The 22,914-nt window shown below is 38.9% G+C and carries 14 protein-coding genes; 11 read left to right on the top strand and 3 right to left on the bottom strand.

Features of this window, described 5'->3' with window-relative positions:
• Nucleotides 1-3 precede the first annotated feature (3 nt).
• The 4 genes from AAC073_RS20530 (at nt 4) to AAC073_RS20515 (ending at nt 6,374) form a co-directional block, all read left to right on the top strand.
• A complete protein-coding gene (locus tag AAC073_RS20530; protein WP_339925688.1) occupies nt 4-1,584 on the top strand; it encodes an amidase in 1,581 nt (526 codons plus the stop codon).
• 303 nt (nt 1,585-1,887) lie between these two features.
• Nucleotides 1,888-3,039: an acetamidase/formamidase family protein gene (locus tag AAC073_RS20525; protein ID WP_339925687.1), complete on the top strand. Its 1,152-nt coding sequence runs from the start codon at nt 1,888-1,890 to the stop codon at nt 3,037-3,039.
• 12 nt (nt 3,040-3,051) lie between these two features.
• A complete protein-coding gene (locus AAC073_RS20520) occupies nt 3,052-4,806 on the top strand; it encodes an asparaginase domain-containing protein (protein ID WP_339925686.1) in 1,755 nt (584 codons plus the stop codon).
• Between the two features lie 8 nt (nt 4,807-4,814).
• Nucleotides 4,815-6,374, top strand: a complete 1,560-nt coding sequence (locus AAC073_RS20515; RefSeq protein WP_339925685.1) for an amidase family protein — start codon at nt 4,815-4,817, stop codon at nt 6,372-6,374.
• 533 nt (nt 6,375-6,907) lie between these two features.
• On the opposite strand, the gene AAC073_RS20510 is transcribed toward AAC073_RS20515, so the two are convergent.
• Together AAC073_RS20510 and AAC073_RS20505 are read right to left on the bottom strand one after the other, a co-directional pair.
• Nucleotides 6,908-7,831, bottom strand: a complete 924-nt coding sequence (locus AAC073_RS20510) for a patatin-like phospholipase family protein (protein ID WP_339925684.1) — start codon at nt 7,829-7,831, stop codon at nt 6,908-6,910.
• Between the two features lie 21 nt (nt 7,832-7,852).
• Nucleotides 7,853-8,590 carry a DUF6503 family protein gene (locus AAC073_RS20505; RefSeq protein ID WP_339925683.1) on the bottom strand — a complete coding sequence of 246 codons (738 nt, stop codon included), beginning with the start codon at nt 8,588-8,590 and terminating at the stop codon, nt 7,853-7,855.
• Nucleotides 8,591-9,459: 869 nt separating this feature from the next.
• On the opposite strand from AAC073_RS20505, the gene AAC073_RS20500 reads away from it, so the two are divergent.
• The 3 genes from AAC073_RS20500 (at nt 9,460) to AAC073_RS20490 (ending at nt 16,030) form a co-directional block, all read left to right on the top strand.
• Entirely contained in the window at nt 9,460-10,818 is a 1,359-nt protein-coding gene (locus tag AAC073_RS20500) for a NarK family nitrate/nitrite MFS transporter (RefSeq protein ID WP_339925682.1), read from the top strand.
• Nucleotides 10,819-10,909: 91 nt separating this feature from the next.
• Nucleotides 10,910-14,428 (top strand): molybdopterin-dependent oxidoreductase, encoded by a 3,519-nt coding sequence (locus AAC073_RS20495; protein WP_339925681.1) that lies wholly within the window; start codon nt 10,910-10,912, stop codon nt 14,426-14,428.
• 171 nt (nt 14,429-14,599) lie between these two features.
• Nucleotides 14,600-16,030, top strand: a complete 1,431-nt coding sequence (locus AAC073_RS20490; RefSeq protein ID WP_339925680.1) for a rubredoxin domain-containing protein — start codon at nt 14,600-14,602, stop codon at nt 16,028-16,030.
• Between the two features lie 227 nt (nt 16,031-16,257).
• On the opposite strand, the gene cobA is transcribed toward AAC073_RS20490, so the two are convergent.
• A complete protein-coding gene (cobA, locus tag AAC073_RS20485; protein ID WP_339925679.1) occupies nt 16,258-17,043 on the bottom strand; it encodes a uroporphyrinogen-III C-methyltransferase in 786 nt (261 codons plus the stop codon).
• Between the two features lie 155 nt (nt 17,044-17,198).
• On the opposite strand from cobA, the gene nirB reads away from it, so the two are divergent.
• From nirB to AAC073_RS20465, 4 genes are all read left to right on the top strand, one after another.
• The gene (nirB, locus tag AAC073_RS20480) at nt 17,199-19,694 is read left to right on the top strand and encodes a nitrite reductase large subunit NirB (RefSeq protein WP_339925678.1); all 2,496 of its coding nucleotides are present in this window, start codon (nt 17,199-17,201) and stop codon (nt 19,692-19,694) included.
• Nucleotides 19,695-19,745: 51 nt separating this feature from the next.
• On the top strand, nt 19,746-20,123 hold the full coding sequence (nirD, locus tag AAC073_RS20475; protein WP_339925677.1) for a nitrite reductase small subunit NirD: 378 nt from the start codon (nt 19,746-19,748) through the stop codon (nt 20,121-20,123).
• Nucleotides 20,124-20,256: 133 nt separating this feature from the next.
• A complete protein-coding gene (locus AAC073_RS20470) occupies nt 20,257-22,074 on the top strand; it encodes an ATP-binding protein (RefSeq protein ID WP_339925676.1) in 1,818 nt (605 codons plus the stop codon).
• A gap of 19 nt (nt 22,075-22,093) precedes the next feature.
• Nucleotides 22,094-22,771 (top strand): response regulator transcription factor, encoded by a 678-nt coding sequence (locus tag AAC073_RS20465; RefSeq protein ID WP_339925675.1) that lies wholly within the window; start codon nt 22,094-22,096, stop codon nt 22,769-22,771.
• Nucleotides 22,772-22,914 lie beyond the last annotated feature (143 nt).

Here is a 22,914-nt window from a genome sequence, read left to right as displayed (position 1 = left end):
CAAATGAAGAAAAATATATTAAAACAAACCGGTAGAAATCACTCAAGAAGAAAATTTTTGGCATTAATTGGTGCAGGTAGTACTGCCGCAATGACTTTTTCTACTACAGATTTATCTGGTGCCAGTTCACCACCAAACTCTCAATATCTGGTTTCAAAAGATAAAACAGATGATTTAATTTTTATGTCTGCTGTAAAGCTATCTGAGATGATCAGAACAAAGAAGGTTTCATCAGTAGAGCTGACCCAAGCTTATATTGATAGAATTGAAGATGTTAATTATCATCTCAATGCTGTCGTAATGCAATGTTTTGATAGGGCGATGGACGAAGCCAAGCTAGCTGATTCAGCATTAAAGAAAAAACGGATAATGGGTCCTTTGCATGGAGTTCCCATGACACTCAAAGACTCGTTTGAAGCAGAGGGCGTAATAAGTACAGGTGGTACGCTTGGCAGGATCGATTATGTTGGTAAAAAAGATGCCACTGTACTTGCCAGAATGAGAAAAAACGGAGCCATTCTTATGGGGAAAACCAATACACCTGAATTTACTCTAGCAGGTGGAGGCATGAGAGGTGTGAGAACCACAGGAAACATTATTTATGGTCTCAGTAAAAATCCATATGACTTGGCAAGAGGAACTTCTGGTAGCAGTGGAGGAGCTGGATCTATAATAGCTGCAGGTGGATCAGGTTTCGATATTGGCACAGACTGGGGCGGTAGTGTACGATTGCCTTCAAGTACCAATGGTATTGCAGGGCTTAAACCTACTTCAGTAAGGTGCCCGCGTACTGGTCATATAGTAGATTATGGTGGCGTATTTGACTCTTGGCAGCAACCTGGGCCTATGGCTCGAAAGGTTGAAGACCTGATTATGCTAACACCATTGATGAGTGGGCCGGACGGTATGGATGCTGCAGTGGTTCCCATGCCCTGGCTAGACCCTTCACTAGTAGACATTAAAAAACTAAAAGTGGCCTACTATCCCTCCAATTTAATTGCTGATACTGCAGAGGTTACTCAAGAAACAATTCGGCAGGCTGCCAGGTGGATGGAAGAAGCAGGGGCAGAAACTATTGAAGATATGCCATTGGAAATTTTCACTGAGCTAGGTGAAATAAGAAGGGAATTGGTTTCAGGTGATGCTTGGGCATTTCTGAAAAGAGCTGGAGATTTACATGGAAGCAAAACCCTTAGCGAATCCATTCAGAGTAGACTAGACAGTGGAAACCCCATCTCAGCAGATCGTTATTCTGAACTATTAACACTACAAGATAAAAACCGAACGAAAATGCTCCAGTGGTTTCAAAAATATGATGTAATCCTTTGTCCTACAACAGCCACACCTGCTGAAGAAATCGACCAAGGCATTGGTAGTGAGTGGACCAGCAGGAAACCAGGAGCAAGTTATTGTGGTCCTTACAATACAACAGGCTGGCCTGTGACTGTAGTGAGAGGAGATGTTGACAGTGCACTACCGGTTGGCGTACAATGTGTAGCACATCCCTGGAGAGAAGATGTTTCATTAGCGGTAGCACAATACCTAGAAAGCAGATCCGGAGGCTGGAGAAAACCCTTGATTTGAAAATGACTTGGTAAGACCTCTAAGACTAAATGATGCAATAAACTTTTTTAAAATGAAGTAAGCATTCCTTTAATTAAAACTGGCTATCAGGAATCAAATTGTATAATTCAGGTTTGATTTTCATAGGCAAATCCAAAAACCTTATAAAATATTTTATTTAAGGTATTTACAAAAACATTCGTCTGAATTAAAACAGATAGATCCTCAAGAAATTAGAGGCGACCTTGAATGATTTTGCCTATACACAAAAAAAAGTTATTACAGTAGGATTAACTATTCCGAACAGTAAAAAAATGAAACAAGATGAAAAACAATAAATCAAGAAGAGGGTTTTTGGAAAAATCACTCGCAGGAAGTGCCTTCGCCCTTGCTGGTTTACCTGCCTTAGCGCTAGGTAAAAGTTTCAGGAAGTCGCCAATCCAAAATGAAAACAACACTGTTAAGAAGGTTAAACCAGATAAGGTGCTTCGCTCTTTTCCTGAAAATATGGTTTGGGGGTATTTTGGTGCTGATGTTCAGCCCAAAATCACTGTTAAAGAAAGACAAATTATAGAAATCCATTCGATAAGTACTTCGGGTGTTCCAAGAGAGAATCCCGAATCTTTTTTCAAAGAAAATAATCTGCCTTTGGACGATCATGCGAATGAGCTTATTGATATCATAAAAAATGTTCCTCCGGAGCCTTCGGGGATTAGAGGACACATGCTAACTGGACCAGTTTATATAGAAGGTGCAATGCCAGGGGATAGTATTGAAATTCGCATACATGATGTCATACTAAGAAGCGAATATGGTGTAAATCATGTACGGCCAGGTAGTCGAGATGATGTTCCTCAGGAAATTAAAAACCAAGAGCGTTTTGTTTATAAGTACAATAAAAAAAGAACCAAGGCTGAGCTGCTTCCAGGCGTTGAAATCCCTCTCAAACCTTTCATGGGAGTAATGGCACTTTCTCCACCTGTTGAGACAGGCCGAGTGAGTTCCATTCCACCTGATTTTTTTGGCGGAAACCTGGATTTAAAACACTTGATTAAAGGCACTTCCCTAACATTGCCGGTATCTGTAGAAGGAGGACTTTTTACTACTGGAGATGCACATGGTGCCCAAGGAAATGGTGAAGTGAGTGGAACAGCCATAGAAACTTCAATGATACTTGTGGCTGAGTTCATCATTCACAAAAAGACCATCAAGATGCCTATAGCCGAAACTCCTGATCATTTTATTGTTTTTGGTCTCAATCCTGATTTAGACGAAGCTATGAAGCAAGCTCTCCAGCAATCTGTGATTTTCATTCATAAAAAGCTTGGCTTTACTTATGAAGAAGCATTGTCAATTGCAAGCACGGCAGTTGATTTCGAGGTCACTCAAGTCGTAGATCGTACTGAAGGAGTTCATGGAATGATTCCTAAGTCCATTTTCACGAACCGAAAATTTGAATATTGGTATTCCTCTTAACTTCCCTTTTATATGAATACGATCAAACAGTTTCCAATTGAATTTAAAATAATTCAACTACTTCTTTTTTTGTTTTGCTACAATCAAGCCTATTCACAGGAAAAGCCTAGGCTGGCCGTCTTCTCTGGTCCTACGGCAACTATTCAAAATAGCCACCCCCTGATCACAAGTAACAAAGCAAGAGCGAATAATAACCTGCCACTATTGACTAACCCAGAGGGCAAAACAATGTCTTATGATCGATTGTACTATCAAAAAATAGCAGCCCCAGTAACTTTGTACCTCGAGATGTTTACTGCCCACCCGTTGGAAAATGACGTAAAAGAACTATATGGGGAGCCTGACGGCTATGTGGATGAGAATGGTAAATTTCGAAAAAAGAAAGGTTCGCCTTCGGACAAACCAGTTCTAAAAGTCGAGTTGAAACCTGAAGATGGACTTTACCCATTGCCATACATGGCCATTCAAGCCAATGGTCAACCTTGGGATGCTACTTCTGCTTACGCTGGAGCACCCTTTTCAAAATCAAGACAGACATTCTATCCAGATGCTTCCAGAATATTGGAAGAAATAGAGAGAGCAGGGGGAAATATTTACGGCTTAGCAGTCTATGATTTTTACAGACCCGCGCCTGCAGGAGGATATACCAAAGGTTTACAAGCTATAGAACGCACTGATAGTGGTGAGGGGGATATTCCACCTGAAACCTTGGGTAAAGACTTCTTTACATATGGCCCATATGGCGCCTCACAAAACCGAATGCAATTAGCTAAAGCTACAAACATGGTACAGCAAGTGATGGCTTCAGGTGAATATGATGGCTCAATCTGGCTGGAAGGTAGTCCCAGTATAGAAAATACTTCCTATTGGATGGGGTTACTTATTGACTCGAAAGCTCCACTTGTTTTTAATGCTGCCCAGCGAATGCGTGGACTCATCAGCGCTGATGGCGATCAAAATATTATTGACGGCATTAACTATATCTTATCCAAAGTGTGGGCTAATGAAAATGGAGTAAGTAGGGTTGGCTCAGTGATGATCCAGGATCAAATTATATTTTCCTCTCGTGAAGTACAAAAAGGAGATGCAAGACCAGGTGGGTATGTAACAACAGGTGGTTATGGAGGTATAATTGGCTCAATGGGATACGGACCTAAACTTACGTTTTTGCCATTAAGAAAGCACACACATCTTTCAGAAGTAAACTTCACTAAAATCCCGAAGACTGTTCCCGGGATAAGTGAACTGGAAGATGGAACTATTTCATCTATAGCTGTTCCTGTTAAAAGTAAAAGTGGAAACCTGATCCCTGAATCCATGCCAATGGTTACGATTTTCAAAAGTGCTCGCTGGAAAACAGAAGATGATGGTAGCAATGACCCATCAAGCGAAATTGACATACTTTCCAGAATTAAGGACAACCTTACTAAATATCCGCTTGCCGGATTCGTCGGTGAGGGTATGGCACCGTATGGCTCAATGATATCACCAATGGATGCTGCATTAGAACTAGCCGCACTTCATGGGTTCCCTGTCCTTAAAGCAGCTCGTGGCAATGCAGATGGGTTTATGAACACCAATCCCGATAATTTATTTATCGAAGGGCATAATACCACTTCTACCAAAGGCAGGATGCTGTTAATGGCCTGTATACTCCGGTTTGGAACCTACCCTCCTGCAGTGGATCCATCAAATCCAACTGAAAAAGAAATAGCGTTAATTAAAGAGAAGATCAAAATGTATCAAGAAGTTTTTCACACTCACTAATAAAAAACATGTATATAACAAAAAGACTTATACAATATTCATTGATTGGATTACTACTTTTGGGTGCTTGCACAGCTAAACAAAAAAAAGAGTCCAATTTCCCTCTGGTTGAGGCCACCATTGCCGACATCCATTCAGCTATGGAAAACGGAGAGGTAACTGCCCAGTATTTAGTAGAAGGATATCTAAAACGAATTGAAGCCTACGACAAGCAAGGACCTTCCATCAATTCAATAATAATAATAAATCCAGAGGCATTGGCTACGGCCAAATTCCTTGATAGTATTTACGCCCAAAGTGGGAAGGTTGGCCCCCTACATGGTATTCCAATAATAATTAAAGATAATTTTGACTTTTATGGAATGCCAACCAGCAACGGAACACTCGCACTTAAAGAATCCTATCCGCCAGATGATGCTTTTCAAATTAAAAAACTCAGAGAAGCAGGTGCCATTATCATAGCCAAATCAAATTTAGCTGAATTTGCTTCCAGCGGATCTTTTTCGGTCAGTTCTAGGTTGCCTGGGTATACCAGAAACCCCTATGATACCCGAAGAACATCTGCAGGATCAAGTGGAGGTACAGCAGCTTCTATTGCCGCAAACTTGGCTGTTGTGGGTATGGGAACGGATACAGGAAGTTCTATAAGAGGCCCTTCTTCCCATCAAGCTTTGGTTGGCATAAGGTCGACTATGGGTTTAACAAGTAGAGATGGGATCGTGCCATTAGCCCTTACAAACGATGTGGGAGGACCAATGGCTAGAACAGTTGAAGATGTCGTCAGGGTTTTTGATGTGATTTCGGGATATGATGAAGCTGATACCGTCACCAAAAAAAGCATCGCATCCAAAGAGTCTTCATACCTTCCTTTTCTGAAAGCTGATGCACTTCAAGGGAAAAGGATAGGTGTTCTACATCAGCTTTTCCCTGAAAATAAGTCTGATAGTAGTGTATATGCACTTATGATAAATGCACTGGAGGATTTAAAAAAGGGTGGGGCCATTTTAATTGATAGCGTAAAAATTAATGACCTGGATTCTCTTAATGAATCTGGAACACGTATTCGCCAACTAAAAAGAGACTATAATGCGTACCTTGCCAGCTTAGGAGATAGCTCCAAATATAAAACACTGCAGGATATCATTGATTCGGATCAATATCATCCTTATTTGGAAAAACGATTAATTGATGCACAAAGTGATATAGATATACCTGAAAATCATGCTGACTGGGATAAAAACATGGCTTTACGGCAGACGCTTCGAGATAGAATTCTGAAAGTAATGGATAGTTTAAATCTGGATGCACTTATTTATCCTTCTTTCACCTACCCCCCTAGATTGATTGGTGATCTAAATGGTCCAAGAGGCGACACAAGCGGCAAACTTTCTCCACCTACTGGTTTCCCTGCTATTGCTGTTCCTATGGGTTATTCCTATGATAAATATCCCGCAGGGTTTCAACTTTTGGGAAGACCTTTCAGTGAAGGATTACTATTTAGTTTATCCTATGCATACGAACAGCAAACATCACATCGAAGATCCCCAAAAGGTTTTGATGAACTCTAAGTAATATTGCCATTATAATTTTACACACCTATTTAATTCTGAACCGAATCAATTTATAGAAAGATATTATGACATTAAACAGTCCATCAATATGAACCCCATTTTATAGAAAATGATTGGAAGTTTGAAGTCAAAATTAGCTTGAATTGAGATTTTGTGAAATTACTTAATAACTAAGTTTGACAAACAGAAACCCGCAGAATTAAAGGAATGAAAAGCAGGAATGGAAACATAAATATGGGAGTTAATAGTTCTGGTCCCCACTTTAAGAATGGGGATCAGAACAACCCATAATTTAAAATATTTTACTTACGTACTGATTCTTTTGAACAATTAGATGATGCGTATTATACTTGTCTCCATTACCTCATAAATTAGAAAAATCATATTAAAGATCTTAAATTCTAATATAAAAAATAGACCGAAATATTCGATTTGAAACAAACCCTCCTCCAATTAAATTTATTATTAAGAATTCATTTTAATACTATAACGTAAGAAATTTTAGATAAATACATCCTAAAATGAAAGGTTTATTTTTCTTGTCCTACCTCAATGCACCTGCAAACGGGGTTTTGCTCCCTGGCAAAATTCTTTCCTTGGCGCCACCACTTCTTCATTTGATAAGGGTCAAAAATAAGCGAGTTCTCTGTAAGTGCTGCAGGGGGGTAATAAAAATTTAACTTCACTTCTCGCTTATGACTTAACAACTCTCCTATTTTAATATCATCGCTACTGATCTGGTCAAGCATAAAATCAAATGCCCTAGTGGTCAACTCTAAAGCGTTTCGCACAGGTCTTTTAAGCTCCCTACCGGCCCGGGCTTTTAAAACAATTACATCTATTTCAGTTGCGCCACGATAAATGGCTTCAGAAATGGGTACCAAATCTGCAAAGCCCCCGTCAGCATACTCACAACCATCCTTCTCCAACAAACTCATAAAGGGAACAATATTGGATGAAGCCCAAATCCATTCACAAAAATCTATATAAGTGCAATCTTTTAATCTTTTGTACTCTACGGTATTGGTGCTTAAATTGGATACGGTTACATAAACTTCCGCTTTGTTGTTTTGCATCCTTTCAAAATCCGCGGGAGTTATGATCTTTTTTATTAACTTAAAAAGATTTTTGCTTTCACCAAAAGTCTTTTTACCCTTTAAAAACATTTTGATCGTCCCAAAATGGTTGATTCGGGTTTTGTAAACACCAGCGTCTTTGTAAACAATAAATGGATTGGTGCTAAAGATGGAATCCTGCGTTACGGATGTATATATCGCTCTGATTTTCTCAATTTCATTGATTGAAAGCAAAGGCACCAGTAAGCTACCGGTGGATGTTCCTACGAATATATCATAGTCAAAATTACACTCTCTGATCAGGTATTCAGCAATTCCGCCTCCAAAAGCACCTTTGCTTCCTCCACCAGATATTACCAACGCTCTTTTTTTATCCATTCTTTAATTACTTGAAACAAATCATTTGACAAATTGAACCTTGATGTTTTCTAATAGAATTTCAGACAAAAGCTCCAAGTTTCCATTTTTAAATAATTCGGATAAATCCTCTACAGCTATTGACTCATCTTCAGGCTTATAATTTTCATAATCCTGCAATATAAGACCTGAGACTTCGTGGGAGTTAATGGCTTTCCTAAACCTTAACCCTCCACCATCTGTATGATAGGAATAAGCGAGGTAATCGACAAGGTGCGTTTCGTTATGAATCCAATACAAAAATTCGTCCTGAAAATCCTCTCCCCCTCCATTTTCTTTAAAAGTAACTTTTACCAGGTCATAACTACTTCCTTCAAGCTGAGCCTTGCCCAAGTATTCCTTCAGTACAGCTTCATCGTTAAGCCCATAAGGCAAAAATGCAAAATACGCTACTGAATTTACTGAATTGGTATAGGCAAGGATTTTTTCATCCGAAAGGTTGACACTAACACCATCAATCGTTCGTGAGAAACCTTCATCATCTAAGACATCCACTACTTTGGCAGCCTCTTCCTCAAAGATGCGTGTGTACCTAAATGAATGAGGTGATTTGAATATTTCATATTGCCTTTCTCGAAATGTGAAATTTATTTGGGCAGATTTAAAGTGCTCCCCTCCATGTGCTTCAATTGATTGATTGATTATTTTTTCTGCTTCATCAGGTCCACTACATGCTACAAGTAACACTGCCAAAAAGAGATAAGACAAAGATTTTTTCATGGTGACAACTCTCAATTTTTCACTTACTGTAATTAATCTTAATATTAAGTTTTTACCTGCAATAATCATAACGATTCCCTATTTTAGAAGCATTTGAAGAATAGAATTAAAGGTGTTTTTAAGTCGATTTATAAAGAAAGAACGGTAACCTATGCCAAATAATTCACCACAAAGGGCCATCCCATTATCTATTATTAGGTCGAATTAATACTATAAATCATTCTAATTATAACTTTAACTAATAACGATGGAAAAGTCTCCCTCTCCTATTCCTGTTTAGCTCGATGCGAGACTATCCCTGCTAACTTATTTTTTACCTACTTAGGTTCTGAAAATATATTTGACCAACCCCCTCTCCTGTTTTAGGTAACCTTACAAATCCTACGTGCTTAAAAAAATTTACGTATTTTTTTACGTATTTTTACTTAATTTTAAAAAACATTAATTATATTAGCATTATCAAAATACAAGTACTAATGGGGATGGCTCCAAATCTTAGTCATTGATAAAAGAAAGTATTTAATTGAAAACTTGATTTAATAGTTAAAATAGCTGCAGATCGGCCTTAAATTTAATTTACAACATTACTAAGCAACCAAAGTGTGAGCTTGATGTCAAACCAGTACTAATACGTAAATTTAGTCATTTATGTCAATGAATTTTTATTATAAAGACTTCATTACCACAGCAATTTACAGAATAGGAGAAAAACTCAACTATAAGATTTGTATCCCTCATTAAATCAGTCTTTTACTCACCAAAAAGCAAAAGTTTGCATCCAAATATAAAGGTACTATCAAAATTCAGTTCTGACACAAGCCCTTATTACAGTTACCATAAATTTATTGATCCTATTAATACAAATACTTATGAAACCACAAATCAATAAAGCAACATCTATCAACCTTTTGGATTTTAAATCCCCCCAAATGCGAGCCTTCCATCTTTCATGGTTTGCCTTTTTTCTTTGTTTTTTCGGGTGGTTTGGAATAGCACCCTTGATGGCTATTGTAAGGGATGAATTGAATTTGACTAAATCACAAATAGGTAATATTATCATTGCCTCAGTATCCATAACAGTGTTGGCCAGGCTATTCATCGGATGGCTGGTAGACCGTATTGGTCCACGAATAACCTATACCTACCTTTTGACAATTGGGGCCATCCCTGTGATTTTAATTGGCCTAAGCAATAGTTATGAAAGCTTTTTGCTTTTTAGATTGGCCATAGGTGTAATAGGTGCCTCTTTTGTGATCACCCAATACCATACCTCTGTGATGTTTGCTCCCAATGTGGTAGGAACAGCTAATGCTACCTCAGCCGGTTGGGGAAATATGGGTGGGGGTGTTACACAAATAATAATGCCTGTTATTTTTGCGACTTTTGTTTCATTGGGCTTCATAGAAGCCAGTGCCTGGAGATACGCCATGATAGTACCGGGAATTGCAATGATTCTTACTGCCTTTGCTTATTACAACTGGACAACAGATTTTCCAGAAGGAAATTTAAAGGATTTAAGAAAAAAAGATCCCCATTTTAAAATCAATAAAAAAGCCAATCAAAAAGGCGCGTTAAAAGAGGCCATTTCAGACAGAAGAGTTTGGGCTTTATTTCTTATTTATGGTGCCTGTTTCGGTATTGAGCTTACCATTAACAATATTGCTGCTATTTATTATCACGACCTCTTTGATCTTGACTTGAAAAAAGCTGGATTGATAGCAGGGCTCTTCGGTTTAATGAATTTATTCGCTAGGTCGTTGGGTGGCTTTTTTGGGGACAAAGCAGGAATCAAATGGGGACTTAGAGGACGGGTAGCCTTTTTGGGAATTGTCTTATTGGTTGAAGGCATTGCCCTGGTAATATTCTCACAAATGACCATTTTGCCTTTAGCTATTGGTTCTATGATAGTATTTAGTCTTTTCGTACAAATGGCAGAAGGAGCAACCTTTTCTGTGGTTCCCTTTATCAATAAAAAATCCATCGGAATGGTTTCAGGAATCGTAGGTGCAGGTGGCAACGTGGGTGCCGTGATGGCTGGTTTTCTGTTTAAGATGGAAGGCTTAAGTTACAGTGAATCACTTTCCATCATGGGAATTACAGTAACTGCTGTAAGTGCCTGTTCGCTTTTAATTAGGTTCTCCAAAGTGGATGAAAAAGTAGCACGGGAAGATTTAGAGAAATCACTGGTACAAAAAGCTGCATTACGGACCGAAATGGTCAACAGTTAAATCTGAGCACGGGATTAGATATAATTAGATTGTTCAATAGAATGGCTTTTAATTATTCCACATTTAAATCATTGCCAAACCACTATTAACTATGTCAGCAGCAGAGGTAAAAAGTTATAAAAGTACATGTTCATACTGTGGCGTAGGATGTGGAATCATTGTCAGCAAGGATAAAAAAGGCGGTATTTCCCTCAAGGGTGACCCTGATCATCCTGTCAATAAAGGCATGCTCTGTTCCAAAGGCATGAATTTGCATTATGTGGTAGAAGACAAGTCAGACCGGCTTCTTCATCCCCAAATGCGATGGGGAAAATCACATCCTTTGGAAAGGGTTGACTGGGATACAGCTATGGATAGAGCAAGTGCTGTTTTCTCTTCTTTAATAGAAAAACATGGACCTGACTCCATAGCATTTTATGTTTCAGGACAATGTTTGACTGAAGAATACTACCTAGTAAATAAGCTGACGAAAGGCTTTCTGAAAACAAACAATATTGACACCAACTCCCGGTTATGCATGAGTGCTGCCGTAATGGGTCATATCAAAACACTGGGAGAAGACAGTGTTCCTGTCTCTTATGATGACATTGAGCTGGCGGATTGTTTTTTTGTGGCTGGAGCAAATCCAGCCTGGTGTCATCCTATTCTTTGGAGGAGGATAGAGAAACACAAGGAGGAAAATCCTAATGTAAAAATCATTGTAGCAGATCCCCGCTCCACTCAAAGTTGTTCCATTGCCGATCTCCACCTACAACTACATCCTGGTACCGATGAAGTATTATTTCTTGCCATGGGCAGGTGCATAATCGAGCAGGGTGATATCGATCTGGAATTCATTCAAAATCATACTGACGGATTTGAGGTTTATAAGAAAAAAGTGATGGAAACCTCACTAGATGAAGCAGCCACTATTTGTGGCATTCCAGAAAAGGACATTAAAACAGCAGCTTCTTTTATAGGCAATGCCAATGGGTTTTTATCTCTCTGGACCATGGGGCTTAACCAAAGTGCTGATGGTGTCAATAAAAACCTGGCCTTAATAGACCTTAATTTGATCACTGGAAACATTGGAAAGCCAGGATCAGGCCCTTTTAGTTTAACCGGACAGCCCAATGCTATGGGTGGACGAGAAGTAGGGGGCATGGCTACTTTACTGGCTTGCCATAGAAATTTAAACAATCCAGAACACCGGGCAGAAGTCGCTAACTTTTGGGGTGTTGATGATATTTCGGCAACCCCTGGAAAAACAGCTACTCAAATTTTTGAAGGAATCGAAGATGGTTCGATTAAGGCAATTTGGATCATTTGCACCAACCCTTTGGTAAGTATGCCCAATGCCAGAAAGGTAGAAGCGGCCCTAAAGAAGGCTAGGTTTGTAGTGGTACAGGACATCTCCAACAAAACTGAAACCATTCCCTATGCCGATTTAGTGCTACCCGCTGCAGGGTGGGGAGAAAAAGAAGGTACAATGACCAATTCTGAAAGAAGAATCAGTCACCTAAGCCAATTTAAAGAAGCCCCTGGGGAGGCACTTTCTGACGCTGAAATTTTGATGCGATTTGCCAAAAGAATGAAGTTTCCAGGTTTTGACTTCAACAATATGGCTGAGGTTTATTCAGAATATTGCCAATTAACTAAAAATACAAACATTGACATTTCTGGGTTAGATTATGACTATTTAAAAAACCACGGCGCTGTACAGTGGCCTTTTCTCAATAAGGTTCAAGGAGGCACTAAGCGATTATTTATAGACCGAAAATTTTATACCCCAAATGGTCGCGCCCAAATATTGGTATCAGGTATAAAAAACGATTATGAAAAAACTTCACCGGATTTCCCACTTGTACTAACCACAGGAAGGGTTAGGGACCAATGGCACACCATGACGCGTACGGGGAAAGTTAATAAACTCAACACCCACATTCCAACTCCTTTTGTAGAGATTCATCCAGATGATGCCTTGGAAAGAGGAATAAAGCAGGGCAGCACCGTACTGGTTTCTGGCTCTCGGGGAGAAGTAAGGATTCATGCACAAGTCACTGATAAAATTAAAAAGGGAATGGTTTTTATCCCCATGCATTGGGGTAAAATCCTGGGAAACGATTTCGCTCGGGCCAATAACTTAACCGGCAACGCAATCGATCCAGTTTCTAAACAGCCTGATTTTAAATATTCGGTCGTTCAAGTTGGCCTATATAAAAGTCCAAAGCAAAAAGTTGTAATTGTAGGTGCAGGGGCTGCTGCCTATCGTTTTATTAATTCCTATCGAGAATTCAATCAGAAGGACGAAATTCACGTTTTTTCAAAGGAAAAGCATCCTTTTTACAATCGGGTATTGCTTCCAGATTATGTAAACGCCCACAAAAATTGGGAAGACCTGTTAAAATTCAAGTCACCTGAAGCCATGGACAAGCTGAATATCAGGCTATTTGTTGAAAATGGGATTGAATCTATAGACCGTTCTAATAAAACAGTTACAGATGAAAAAGGGAAAGTGCATCACTACGGTACACTGGTTCTGGCCACTGGCAGCAGGGCTTTTATTCCTGGAGATGCTCCCATGCACTTACCAGGAGTTTTTACCATGCGAAATCGTGAAAATGCTGATGATTTAAAAGAATACCTGGACTATAAGGGCCATGTTTTGATTGCAGGAGGCGGTTTACTTGGTCTAGAACTGGCTGCAGCGCTCCGCGAAATAAATATAAAAGTAACCATTGTCCAATTGGGATCCCGATTAATGGAGAGGCAATTGGATCCTTTGGCAAGTTCATTATTGAGAGAGCGGCTGGAAGAAATGGGGGTACAATTATTTATGAACAATCAATTGTCCCTTTTGGAATCCTACGGAGACAAAAACATCAGGGCAAATCTCAAAAGTGGGCAAAGCATTGATTGCAACGCGGTGGTTTATGCAATTGGGACAAGGCCTAATATTGAATTGGGTAAATCAGCAGGATTGGCCTGTGGTAGAGGTATTATTGTTAACGACTACCTTCAGACGAGCGATCCGGATATTTTCGCCATGGGAGAAATTGCCGAACACAAGGGAAAACTTAATGGCGTTACCGCAGCTGCTGAATTACAAGCTGATACCGCTTCGAAGTATATTACAGGAGATTTGCTTAGTAGCTATAAGGGAAGTGTCCCCATGAATATATTAAAGTTTGCAGCGCTTGACTTGTGCTCTATAGGCACACCAGAAATCCCTGCCCATGCCGAAGGCTATGAAGAAATCCTTTTAATAGATACAGCTCAAACGTATTATAAAAAATGTATCGTATTTAAGGATCGCTTGGTAGGTGCAATACTGATGGGGGACAAATCTGAGTTTGCAGAATTTAAAAAACTTATTGAGGAGAAGACCGAATTGTCAACCAAACGTCAAGAACTTCTTCGAGGTAAGACTTCCAAAGAAGAGATGATTGGAGAAGTAGTCTGTTCCTGCGGTCAGGTAGGAAAAGGTAATATAACCAAGGCCATAAAGGAAGGATGCCAGGAATTTAGGATCCTTTGTCAGCAAACCGGAGCAGGTTTGGGATGTGGAAGCTGCAAACCAGAAGTAAAGGAAATTCTAGATGAAGCATTACTTTCAGCCATTGAAATTTAGGCATTGAAATTTTAGACCTATTTGGCTAATCGGTATTTTTGAAGAAATAGACTTTGACTTGGTAAATAAATAAAACCCAATAAATTTACTTATTGGGAAAGTCAAAAAAATTGGAAGCGTTTGTTCAGATCAATATTTTAAATCCATTATGGTAAAAAATAATAAAACAAGATGCAAAAAGAAGATTTAGTAAGGGTATTTGTCAAAGGAGGAATTATTTCTCCCGGAGATTTTCTAAAAATGATTCAAACGGTCGATACGCTGGGCACCAGTTATATTCACCTTGGCTCTCGCCAGGATGTGTTGTTTCCTTTAAAAAATAAAAACCTGGAATCACTCGACAGCACTTTTAATACAATCGATACCCCCTACGATACTGATGGAGAAGAATTTCAAAACATTGTATCCTCCTACCCTGCCATAGATGTGATGCCTACCACTCATTGGCTGGCGTCTCATACTTACCATTATGTACTGGATACTTTTGATTACAAACCAAAACTAAAAATCAACATCACTGACCCAGTACAGCGTCTGGTACCGCTTTTTACAGGTAATATTAATTTCGTGGCTTCTTCAATAGAAAATTATTGGTATTTGTATTTAAGGTTTTCAGCAGTGGACACAAAGCCATGGTGTGCTCCAGACCTCATATACGGGTACGATTTGGCTAAGATGGCCAAGGAAATAGAAGATTTAAACCCAAAAAAAGGAAATTTAAAGTACCATCAAATTTACCAAAAAGCAATAGAGGCTGTAATACCAAATGCTCAGAAAGTGGAACAGGAGCTGGATTATCCTGAAGGCACAACTCCATATTACGAAGGAATGAACCGTATTGTTGGAGGAAAATATTGGCTGGGACTTTATTGGCGGAATAATAAATTTTCCATCAATTTTTTGATTGCACTTTGTCAGCTTTGTATCAAGACCAACATCGGGAAAATATGTCTAAGTCCATGGAAATCCATAATTGTCAAGGGCATAGCTGAAAAAGACCGGCTGAGTTGGGAAAAACTACTTGGGAAATATGGGATAAACATTAGACACAGTTCAATTGAACTAAATTGGCACTTACCTGTGCTGGATGAAGAGGCACTTGAATTAAAAAACTACCTTGTAAGAGCATTGGACAAGCAAGACATCAGTACCTACGGTCTTAGCTTTTCTGTTAAAACCAAACCCATGTCTCTCTTTACTACAGTAGCCATAGAGAAAGCAGAAAAAGATAAAGAGAACGATCCAGATACATTTAACATTCTTTATTCTAAGAATTTTAACCCAAACCTTTCTGAGTATTATTATTTCGTAAAAAAAGTACCAATTGAAACGCTTCCCCCCTTGCTAATAGAATTAAGTTACAAATACTATGATCAACTGGAAATCCACAAAACCCCAGAATATCAGGATGCCAAAGCTTCAGAGATTAAGAAAAACCATAAAAAATACCAATGTAAAAGTTGCCTATCTGTATTTGATGAAAAGTATGGGGATCCTGAATCAAATATAGAGCCCTTTACTTCTTTTATAAAGCTTCCAGAAAGCTATTCCTGCCCTATTTGTGACAATCCTAAATCAGCTTTTAAGTTGATTGAAAGTTGATGCGATCCTTAAACCGGAATTGTTGTCTAATCAAATTTCGAATAGATGATAGACGTTCTAATTGAGGATGAAATTACCTTATAATTAGCCCATTGATTATGGTTTTCGAATCTTACAAACTTATAGATGCCCACGCCAAGGTTACCTACCAGTCTTCTGGCAACCCAATTTTAATTTTGTGTCATTTCTTCTTATTGGGAATGCTCTCACAAACCCTTTCATCTGTATTAAATTACGGAAACCTTTTCTACAGCGGCTATTCTAAATTCCTGTCCCAATAATTTATTGATTCGCTTTTCGGTTACCACCTTGCCAATAACAATTACTGCAGGTGAAGCCAACCTTTCTTTTTCTTGTAAGGAAAGTATATTTTTTAAATTTCCGGAAATGAATCGTTCATTTTCTTTGCTTCCATTTTGAATTATACAAATTGGCTCTTCCATTCCACGGTATTCGGTAAATAAACTAACTATTTCCCTAAGCTTATTTATTCCCATCAAAATAACCACCGTAGCAGAAGATTGGGCAGCAAAAAACAGATCTTTGGCAGTACTATGGTCCTTCAATGTACCTGTCACTACCCAAAAACTTTCATTTACCCCTCTCTTTGTAAGGGGAATACCACATAAACCAGGTACAGCCATCGCACTGCTGATCCCAGGAATATAGGTGGTCGCTATGCCATGCTTTTGAGCATATTCCAATTCTTCATGACCACGGCCGAATACGTAAGGGTCTCCACCTTTAAGCCGAACAACATGCCCATAGCTATTGGCCCAATTGACAATCATCTCATTGATCTCCTCTTGCCGGAAACAATGAGCGCCTGCTCTTTTACCTACAAAAATCTTTAATGAATCTGCGGGAGCGTAATCCAGCAACACCTCATTTGCCAAGGCATCGTACAATACAATGTCAGCACTTTCCAGTGCTTTAATGGCTTTTAAAGTGATCAAGTCAGGGTCACCTGGCCCAGCTCCTACTATAGACAATCTAGCTTCGATACTTTTCATTACGTCTAATTACTTGTTTTGAGAAACAAATTTAAGTAATTTATTACGTATTTATACGTATTTTAAAAAATATATTTTAACTTAGCAATCTAATTATTAGGTAAAATTAATCAGGCTACTTAGTAGGACATTCAAGCAACCATAATTTAATAAGTATGACAAAGATAGTAGTAATCGGAAACGGAATGGTAGGCTACAAGTTTTGCGAAAAACTCCGAGAAGCCTCTCCTGTAAGTGACTTTGAAATCACTGTTTTTGGGGAAGAACCCTGGCCTGCTTACGATAGGGTTCATTTAAGTGAGTATTTTACCGGATCTACCGCGGATGACCTGATCTTGGCGCCACTTTCTTGGTATGAAGACAATAAAATTGATCTGCGAAGAAATGAACTCATTGTAACAATCAACAGAGAACAAAAAACGGTAACCAGTCATACTGGAACAGTGATGCCCTACGACAAGTTGGTTCTGGCTACTGGTTCGGCTGCATTCGTTCCCCCTATAGAAGGGGTTGAAAAGAAAGGGGTTTTTGTATATAGAACATTGGAAGACCTGGATGCCATTATAAACTTTGGTAAAAATATCAAATCAGCGGCAGTAATTGGAGGTGGCCTTCTTGGGCTTGAGGCGGCGAAAGCTGTTCGTGACTTGGGGCTTAAAACCCATGTTGTTGAATTTGCGTCAAGATTGATGCCTAGACAGTTAGATGAAGAAGGTTCTTCAATTCTTAAATCAAAGTTGGAAGATTTGGGGCTATTCATTCACCTCAACAAGAACACCCAAAAAATCAAAGGAAATGGAAAGCTAAGTGGCTTAGACTTTAAAGATGGATCCAATTTAGCTGTAGACATGTTGGTTATTTCTGCCGGAATAAAGCCCCGTGACGAGCTCGCAAAAAAATGCGGCCTATCTTCTGCTCCACGAGGAGGAGTGGTAGTGAATGAATTCCTCCAGACGGTAGAAGACAAAGATATTTATGCCATTGGTGAAGTAGCGTCCTACCAAAGCATGGTATACGGGCTTGTTGCACCAGGTTATGAGATGGCTACCCAGGTGGTAAACCAACTTACAGGAAAAGAAGTCAGGCCATTCCTAGGTTATGACATGTCAACGAAATTAAAACTTATAGGGGTAAATGTTGCCAGCTTTGGAGATTCCTTCGGAACACTGGAACCATCAATACCCATAGTGTACCAGAACAAAAATTCAGGCCAATACAAAAGAATAAATATATCAATGGACGGCAAACGGCTATTGGGTGGGATATTGGTAGGGGAAGCTTCCGCTTACGGCATGCTTTTACAGATGACGCAAAACAAAATGCCCTTACCGCCTAATCCTGAAGACCTGATCCTTGGCGCTAGAGGTGGCAAAGAGTCTTCCGGCGCAGGAGTTGCAGACCTTCCATCAGAGGCACAAATCTGTTCCTGCGAAAATGTAACCAAAGGAGCAATTTGTAAAATTATTGAAGTGGATGGAGCAACCAAATTGGATGAAATAAAAACCTTTACCAAAGCAGGAACGGGATGTGGGGGCTGTATTCCTATGGTCAGCGACTTGTTGAAAAGCCAACTCAAAGCCATGGGCAAGCAGGTCAAAAATAACCTTTGCGAACATTTTCATTATTCCAGACAAGAACTTCTGGATCTTGTAAAAATAAAATCCATCAAAACTTACGATGAATTGCTAAACCAATATGGCAATGGAGATGGATGTGAGGTTTGTAAGCCTGCTGTGGCCTCCATTCTTTCCAGTACTTGGAACGAGCTCATTACCAATCAAGACACCATTCAAGATTCCAATGACCGATATTTGGCCAACATACAAAAAGGGGGTACCTATTCTGTTGTTCCACGAATACCAGGAGGAGAAATTAGCCCTTCAAAATTAATTGTTATCGCTCAGGTAGCAGAAAAATACGGTCTATATACAAAGATCACAGGGGGGCAAAGAATAGATATGTTTGGCGCAAGAGTAGACCAGCTTCCTGATATTTGGGAAGAATTGATCCTCGAGGGATTTGAAAGTGGCCATGCCTACGGTAAATCCCTTAGAACTGTTAAAAGCTGCGTTGGGTCAACATGGTGTCGTTACGGCGTGCAGGATGCCGTTTCCTTTGCCATTCAGGTAGAAGAAAGGTACCGAGGTTTACGTTCTCCCCACAAATTAAAAGGAGCCGTATCCGGATGTATCCGTGAATGTGCTGAAGCACAAAGCAAAGACTTCGGCTTAATCGCCACTGAAAAAGGCTGGAACCTTTATGTAGGAGGCAATGGAGGCTCAAAACCTCAACATGCCAAATTACTCATCAATGATGTAGATAATGCTACCTGCTTGAAATACATAGACCGTTACCTTATGTTTTACATCCGAACAGCAGATCCCTTAACAAGAACGTCAACCTGGCTCAATAAACTGGAAGGTGGCATAGACTACCTTCGAGATGTAGTGGTCAATGATTGTCTCCATATAGGAGAAGAACTGGAGAAAGAAATGGAATTTACGATCCAAACCTATTCCTGTGAGTGGAAAGAAGTAGTGAACAATCCTGTATTAAGGGCTAAATTCAAGCATTTCGTAAATGATGATAATGGAGATCCCCAAGTGAAATTCAAGCAAATGCGTGATCAAAAAATCCCTGCTACCTGGTAGTGTTTTTTAAATTCAGTAGAAAAAATTTCTTTCAACACTAAAATTACTAATATGACACCACTACAGGAAATGTATAAAACAACAGACCATTCAAAAATAACCACATGGTTTAAGGCAGCCCCTGTATCGGCCCTGCCTGAGAATGGGGGAGCTTGTGTTAAATACAAAGATCTCCAAATTGCCATTTACAATTTTACGAGAAGAAAAGAATGGTATGCATGTCAAAACTTATGTCCTCATAAAATGCAAATGGCACTTTCACGAGGTATGATTGGGTCTGATGGAGATGAACCTAAAGTTGCTTGTCCCTTTCATAAAAAAACATTTTCATTGCGATCTGGAAAAAACCTAAATGGCGACAGTTGTGACATCGCCACTTACCCCATAAAGGTTGAAAATGGGTATGTTTACATAGGTTTTGAAGAATAAAGCACAATGCATAAAGGAAAGGAACAGGTATGTAGGATTTATGTATTGGATTCTACTTACCTGTTTTTATTTATTCATTAACAGATGGGAATTTTAAGTGGTTTTACGTATTTTTGACCAGCCAAAACCACTGATGGAAAGTCAATTATTGTCAAAAAAACCTAAATTTAATAAACTAGGTAAGTATTACCTTGTAGCATTATGTGCTATAGCACTAAGTATTATACTAAGTCAAATCCTGATTCAAAAATTCATTAGTGAACAGGAGAATGATTCCCGTGTCATTAACCTTTCTGGCCGGCAACGAATGCTTAGCCAAAAGATAAGCAAGTGTGTTCTATTATTGGCTGACACCTCCTACATATCAAACGATAGGTCAACATTAACGGAACTTGAGGAAGCCTTAGAGGAATGGAAAGAAGTTCATCATTTATTACAATGGGGGGACAATTCATTAGGAGAAAAAAACCAAAACAGTAAAAAGATTACGGAACTTTTTAGTTTAATCCAACAAGATTATGAAATCATAGTAAAAGCAAGCGAGGAAATTATCCGATTGTTAAAAAACGACATTAACATTCCTAAAAACCAGGTTTTAAAAGGGGCTGAAGTCGTCATCTCACAAGAAGCCAGTTTTCTAAAGAAAATGGACCAGATCGTTTATCAGTTTGATAATGAAGCAAAAACCAGGGTAATGAACCTGAAGAACATAGAGGCATTTTTTTTAGCCCTTTCGTTAGGAGTCATTTTATTTGAAATATTTTTTGTTTTTATTCCATCCGCTAAAACCATCAAAAAAACGTTTGAGATTCAAGAACGGTCTCAAAAGAAGTCCAAAAAAATGACCCTAGAATTAGGCTCCTTGTACAGTTCTCTCGAGCAGGCCTATCAAGATCTTTTAGAGGTAGATGTAGCAGTAGATGATTTTACAGTCTATGGAAAATGTGAATTAAACGGTGACTTTATAAATTTTTCACCGAAATTCATCTCGCTCATGGAATTTGAAGATGACAGGCCAAAAAACTTTTTTGAATGGATTCAATACCACGGTTATGATGCAGCCTATCTGCAAAATATAAAAGAAATGATCCTCAATGGCAATCCTTGGAATGGAGAAATCAAAGTGGTCAATGAGGGGGGGGATTTTGTATGGTTAAAGGTGAATCTAATCCCAACTCAGAATGAACAGGGTCAACCAGACAGTGTCCTAATGATTACAACCGACAAAACCGAGAAAAAAGAAGCGGAGATCATTTCCCATGAAATCAATAAGGAAAAAATAGAAAAAAAGGTTAAAGAGCAGCAATTTCGTTCCGCTCTGATATTAGAAGGGCAGGAAGAGGAGCGAAAAAGAATATCCAGAGACATGCACGATGGCGTTGGTCAAATGCTATCGGCAATGAAATTCAACCTCGAAGCAATTCACCATGTTGGTTTAGAATTTGAAAAGGAAAAACTGTTAACTGTTAAGGATTTACTAAAAAATGTCATTCAAGAGGTAAGGCGGATTTCCTTTAACTTAACCCCAAGTGTTCTCTCCGATTATGGGATTGTGCCCGTTCTCAATAAGTTTGCCAGAGAAATCACTAAAATCTCCACCCTTGAAGTGACTTTCGAAAATAAAACCGGCTTTCTTACCAGATTAGAAGGGAAAACGGAAAACAATATTTACCGTATTTGCCAGGAGGCAGTAAACAATGCCATCAAATACTCGGAAGCAAGAGAAGTAAAAATAACCATTTCTCATAATTCACAATTTCTGAACCTAGAAATTACAGACAATGGCAAAGGGTTCGACATTCAAAAGCTTGAAGAAAAAGGTCATTTTTCTACGTCAGGACACGGCATTTTCAATATTCGTGAGAGAGCAAACTTGATAAATGGGAATTGTCAGATTCACTCTGAGAAAGGCAAAGGCACCACAATAAGCATTAGTGTACCCTTGGATTAAATGAATTATATTGTAAATAATGGAAAAAATTAAAGTTGTATTAGCAGATGACCATGTAGTTGTTCGAAGCGGTATTAAAAACCTCTTGGAGAATGAGGGTGATATAATAGTTGTGGGTGAAGCCTCGAATGGAATAGAGGCTTTGGAGATCGTTGAAAAACTAAAGCCTGACATGCTAATTATAGACATTCGTATGCCAGAAATGAACGGATTGGATGCCACTAAAGAATTGAAAAATATCGGTACGACAATAAAAATCCTCATTTTATCGATGCACGATGACGAAGATTATATTTTACAATCTATAGAATGTGGCGCTTCCGGATACCTATTAAAGGACACCAGTAAGGAGGAGTTTTTAAAAGCAATTAAAACCATACATCAGGGAGGGAAATATTTTAGTGGTGACATTAGCCAGGTATTGGTGAATAATTATTTAAGTGGAAAAGACAGGAAAAGCATCAAAAAAACCTCAACTCCCAATCATTATGATGTTACCAAAAGAGAAAAACAAATCCTTAAAATGATTGCGAGTGGAATAGGTAATAAAGAAATAGCTGAAAAATTAGGTAAAAGTATTCGAACCATAGAAACACACCGCTTTAATATTATGAAAAAACTTAAAGTAAACAATGTGGTGGAGCTCCTAAAACGGATAGAAGATGAGCCTGGATTGAAAGACCATATCGAGGCATAATTAAATTAAATCACTGGTCAAAGTTTCTTTTAGTATAAACCGCAAAATTCATAAAGGGAGATTCATCCTATAACAGGGAACAATGCTAAAAACAAAGAGCAGCTACTTTCCACGGAACAACGATTCCCTTCGTTGTATTCTTT

It is taken from the genome of uncultured Cyclobacterium sp., from assembly GCF_963977555.1.
In the GTDB taxonomy this organism is placed as follows: Bacteria; Bacteroidota; Bacteroidia; order Cytophagales; family Cyclobacteriaceae; genus Cyclobacterium.
This window is presented reverse-complemented; position numbering and strand designations above follow the sequence as displayed.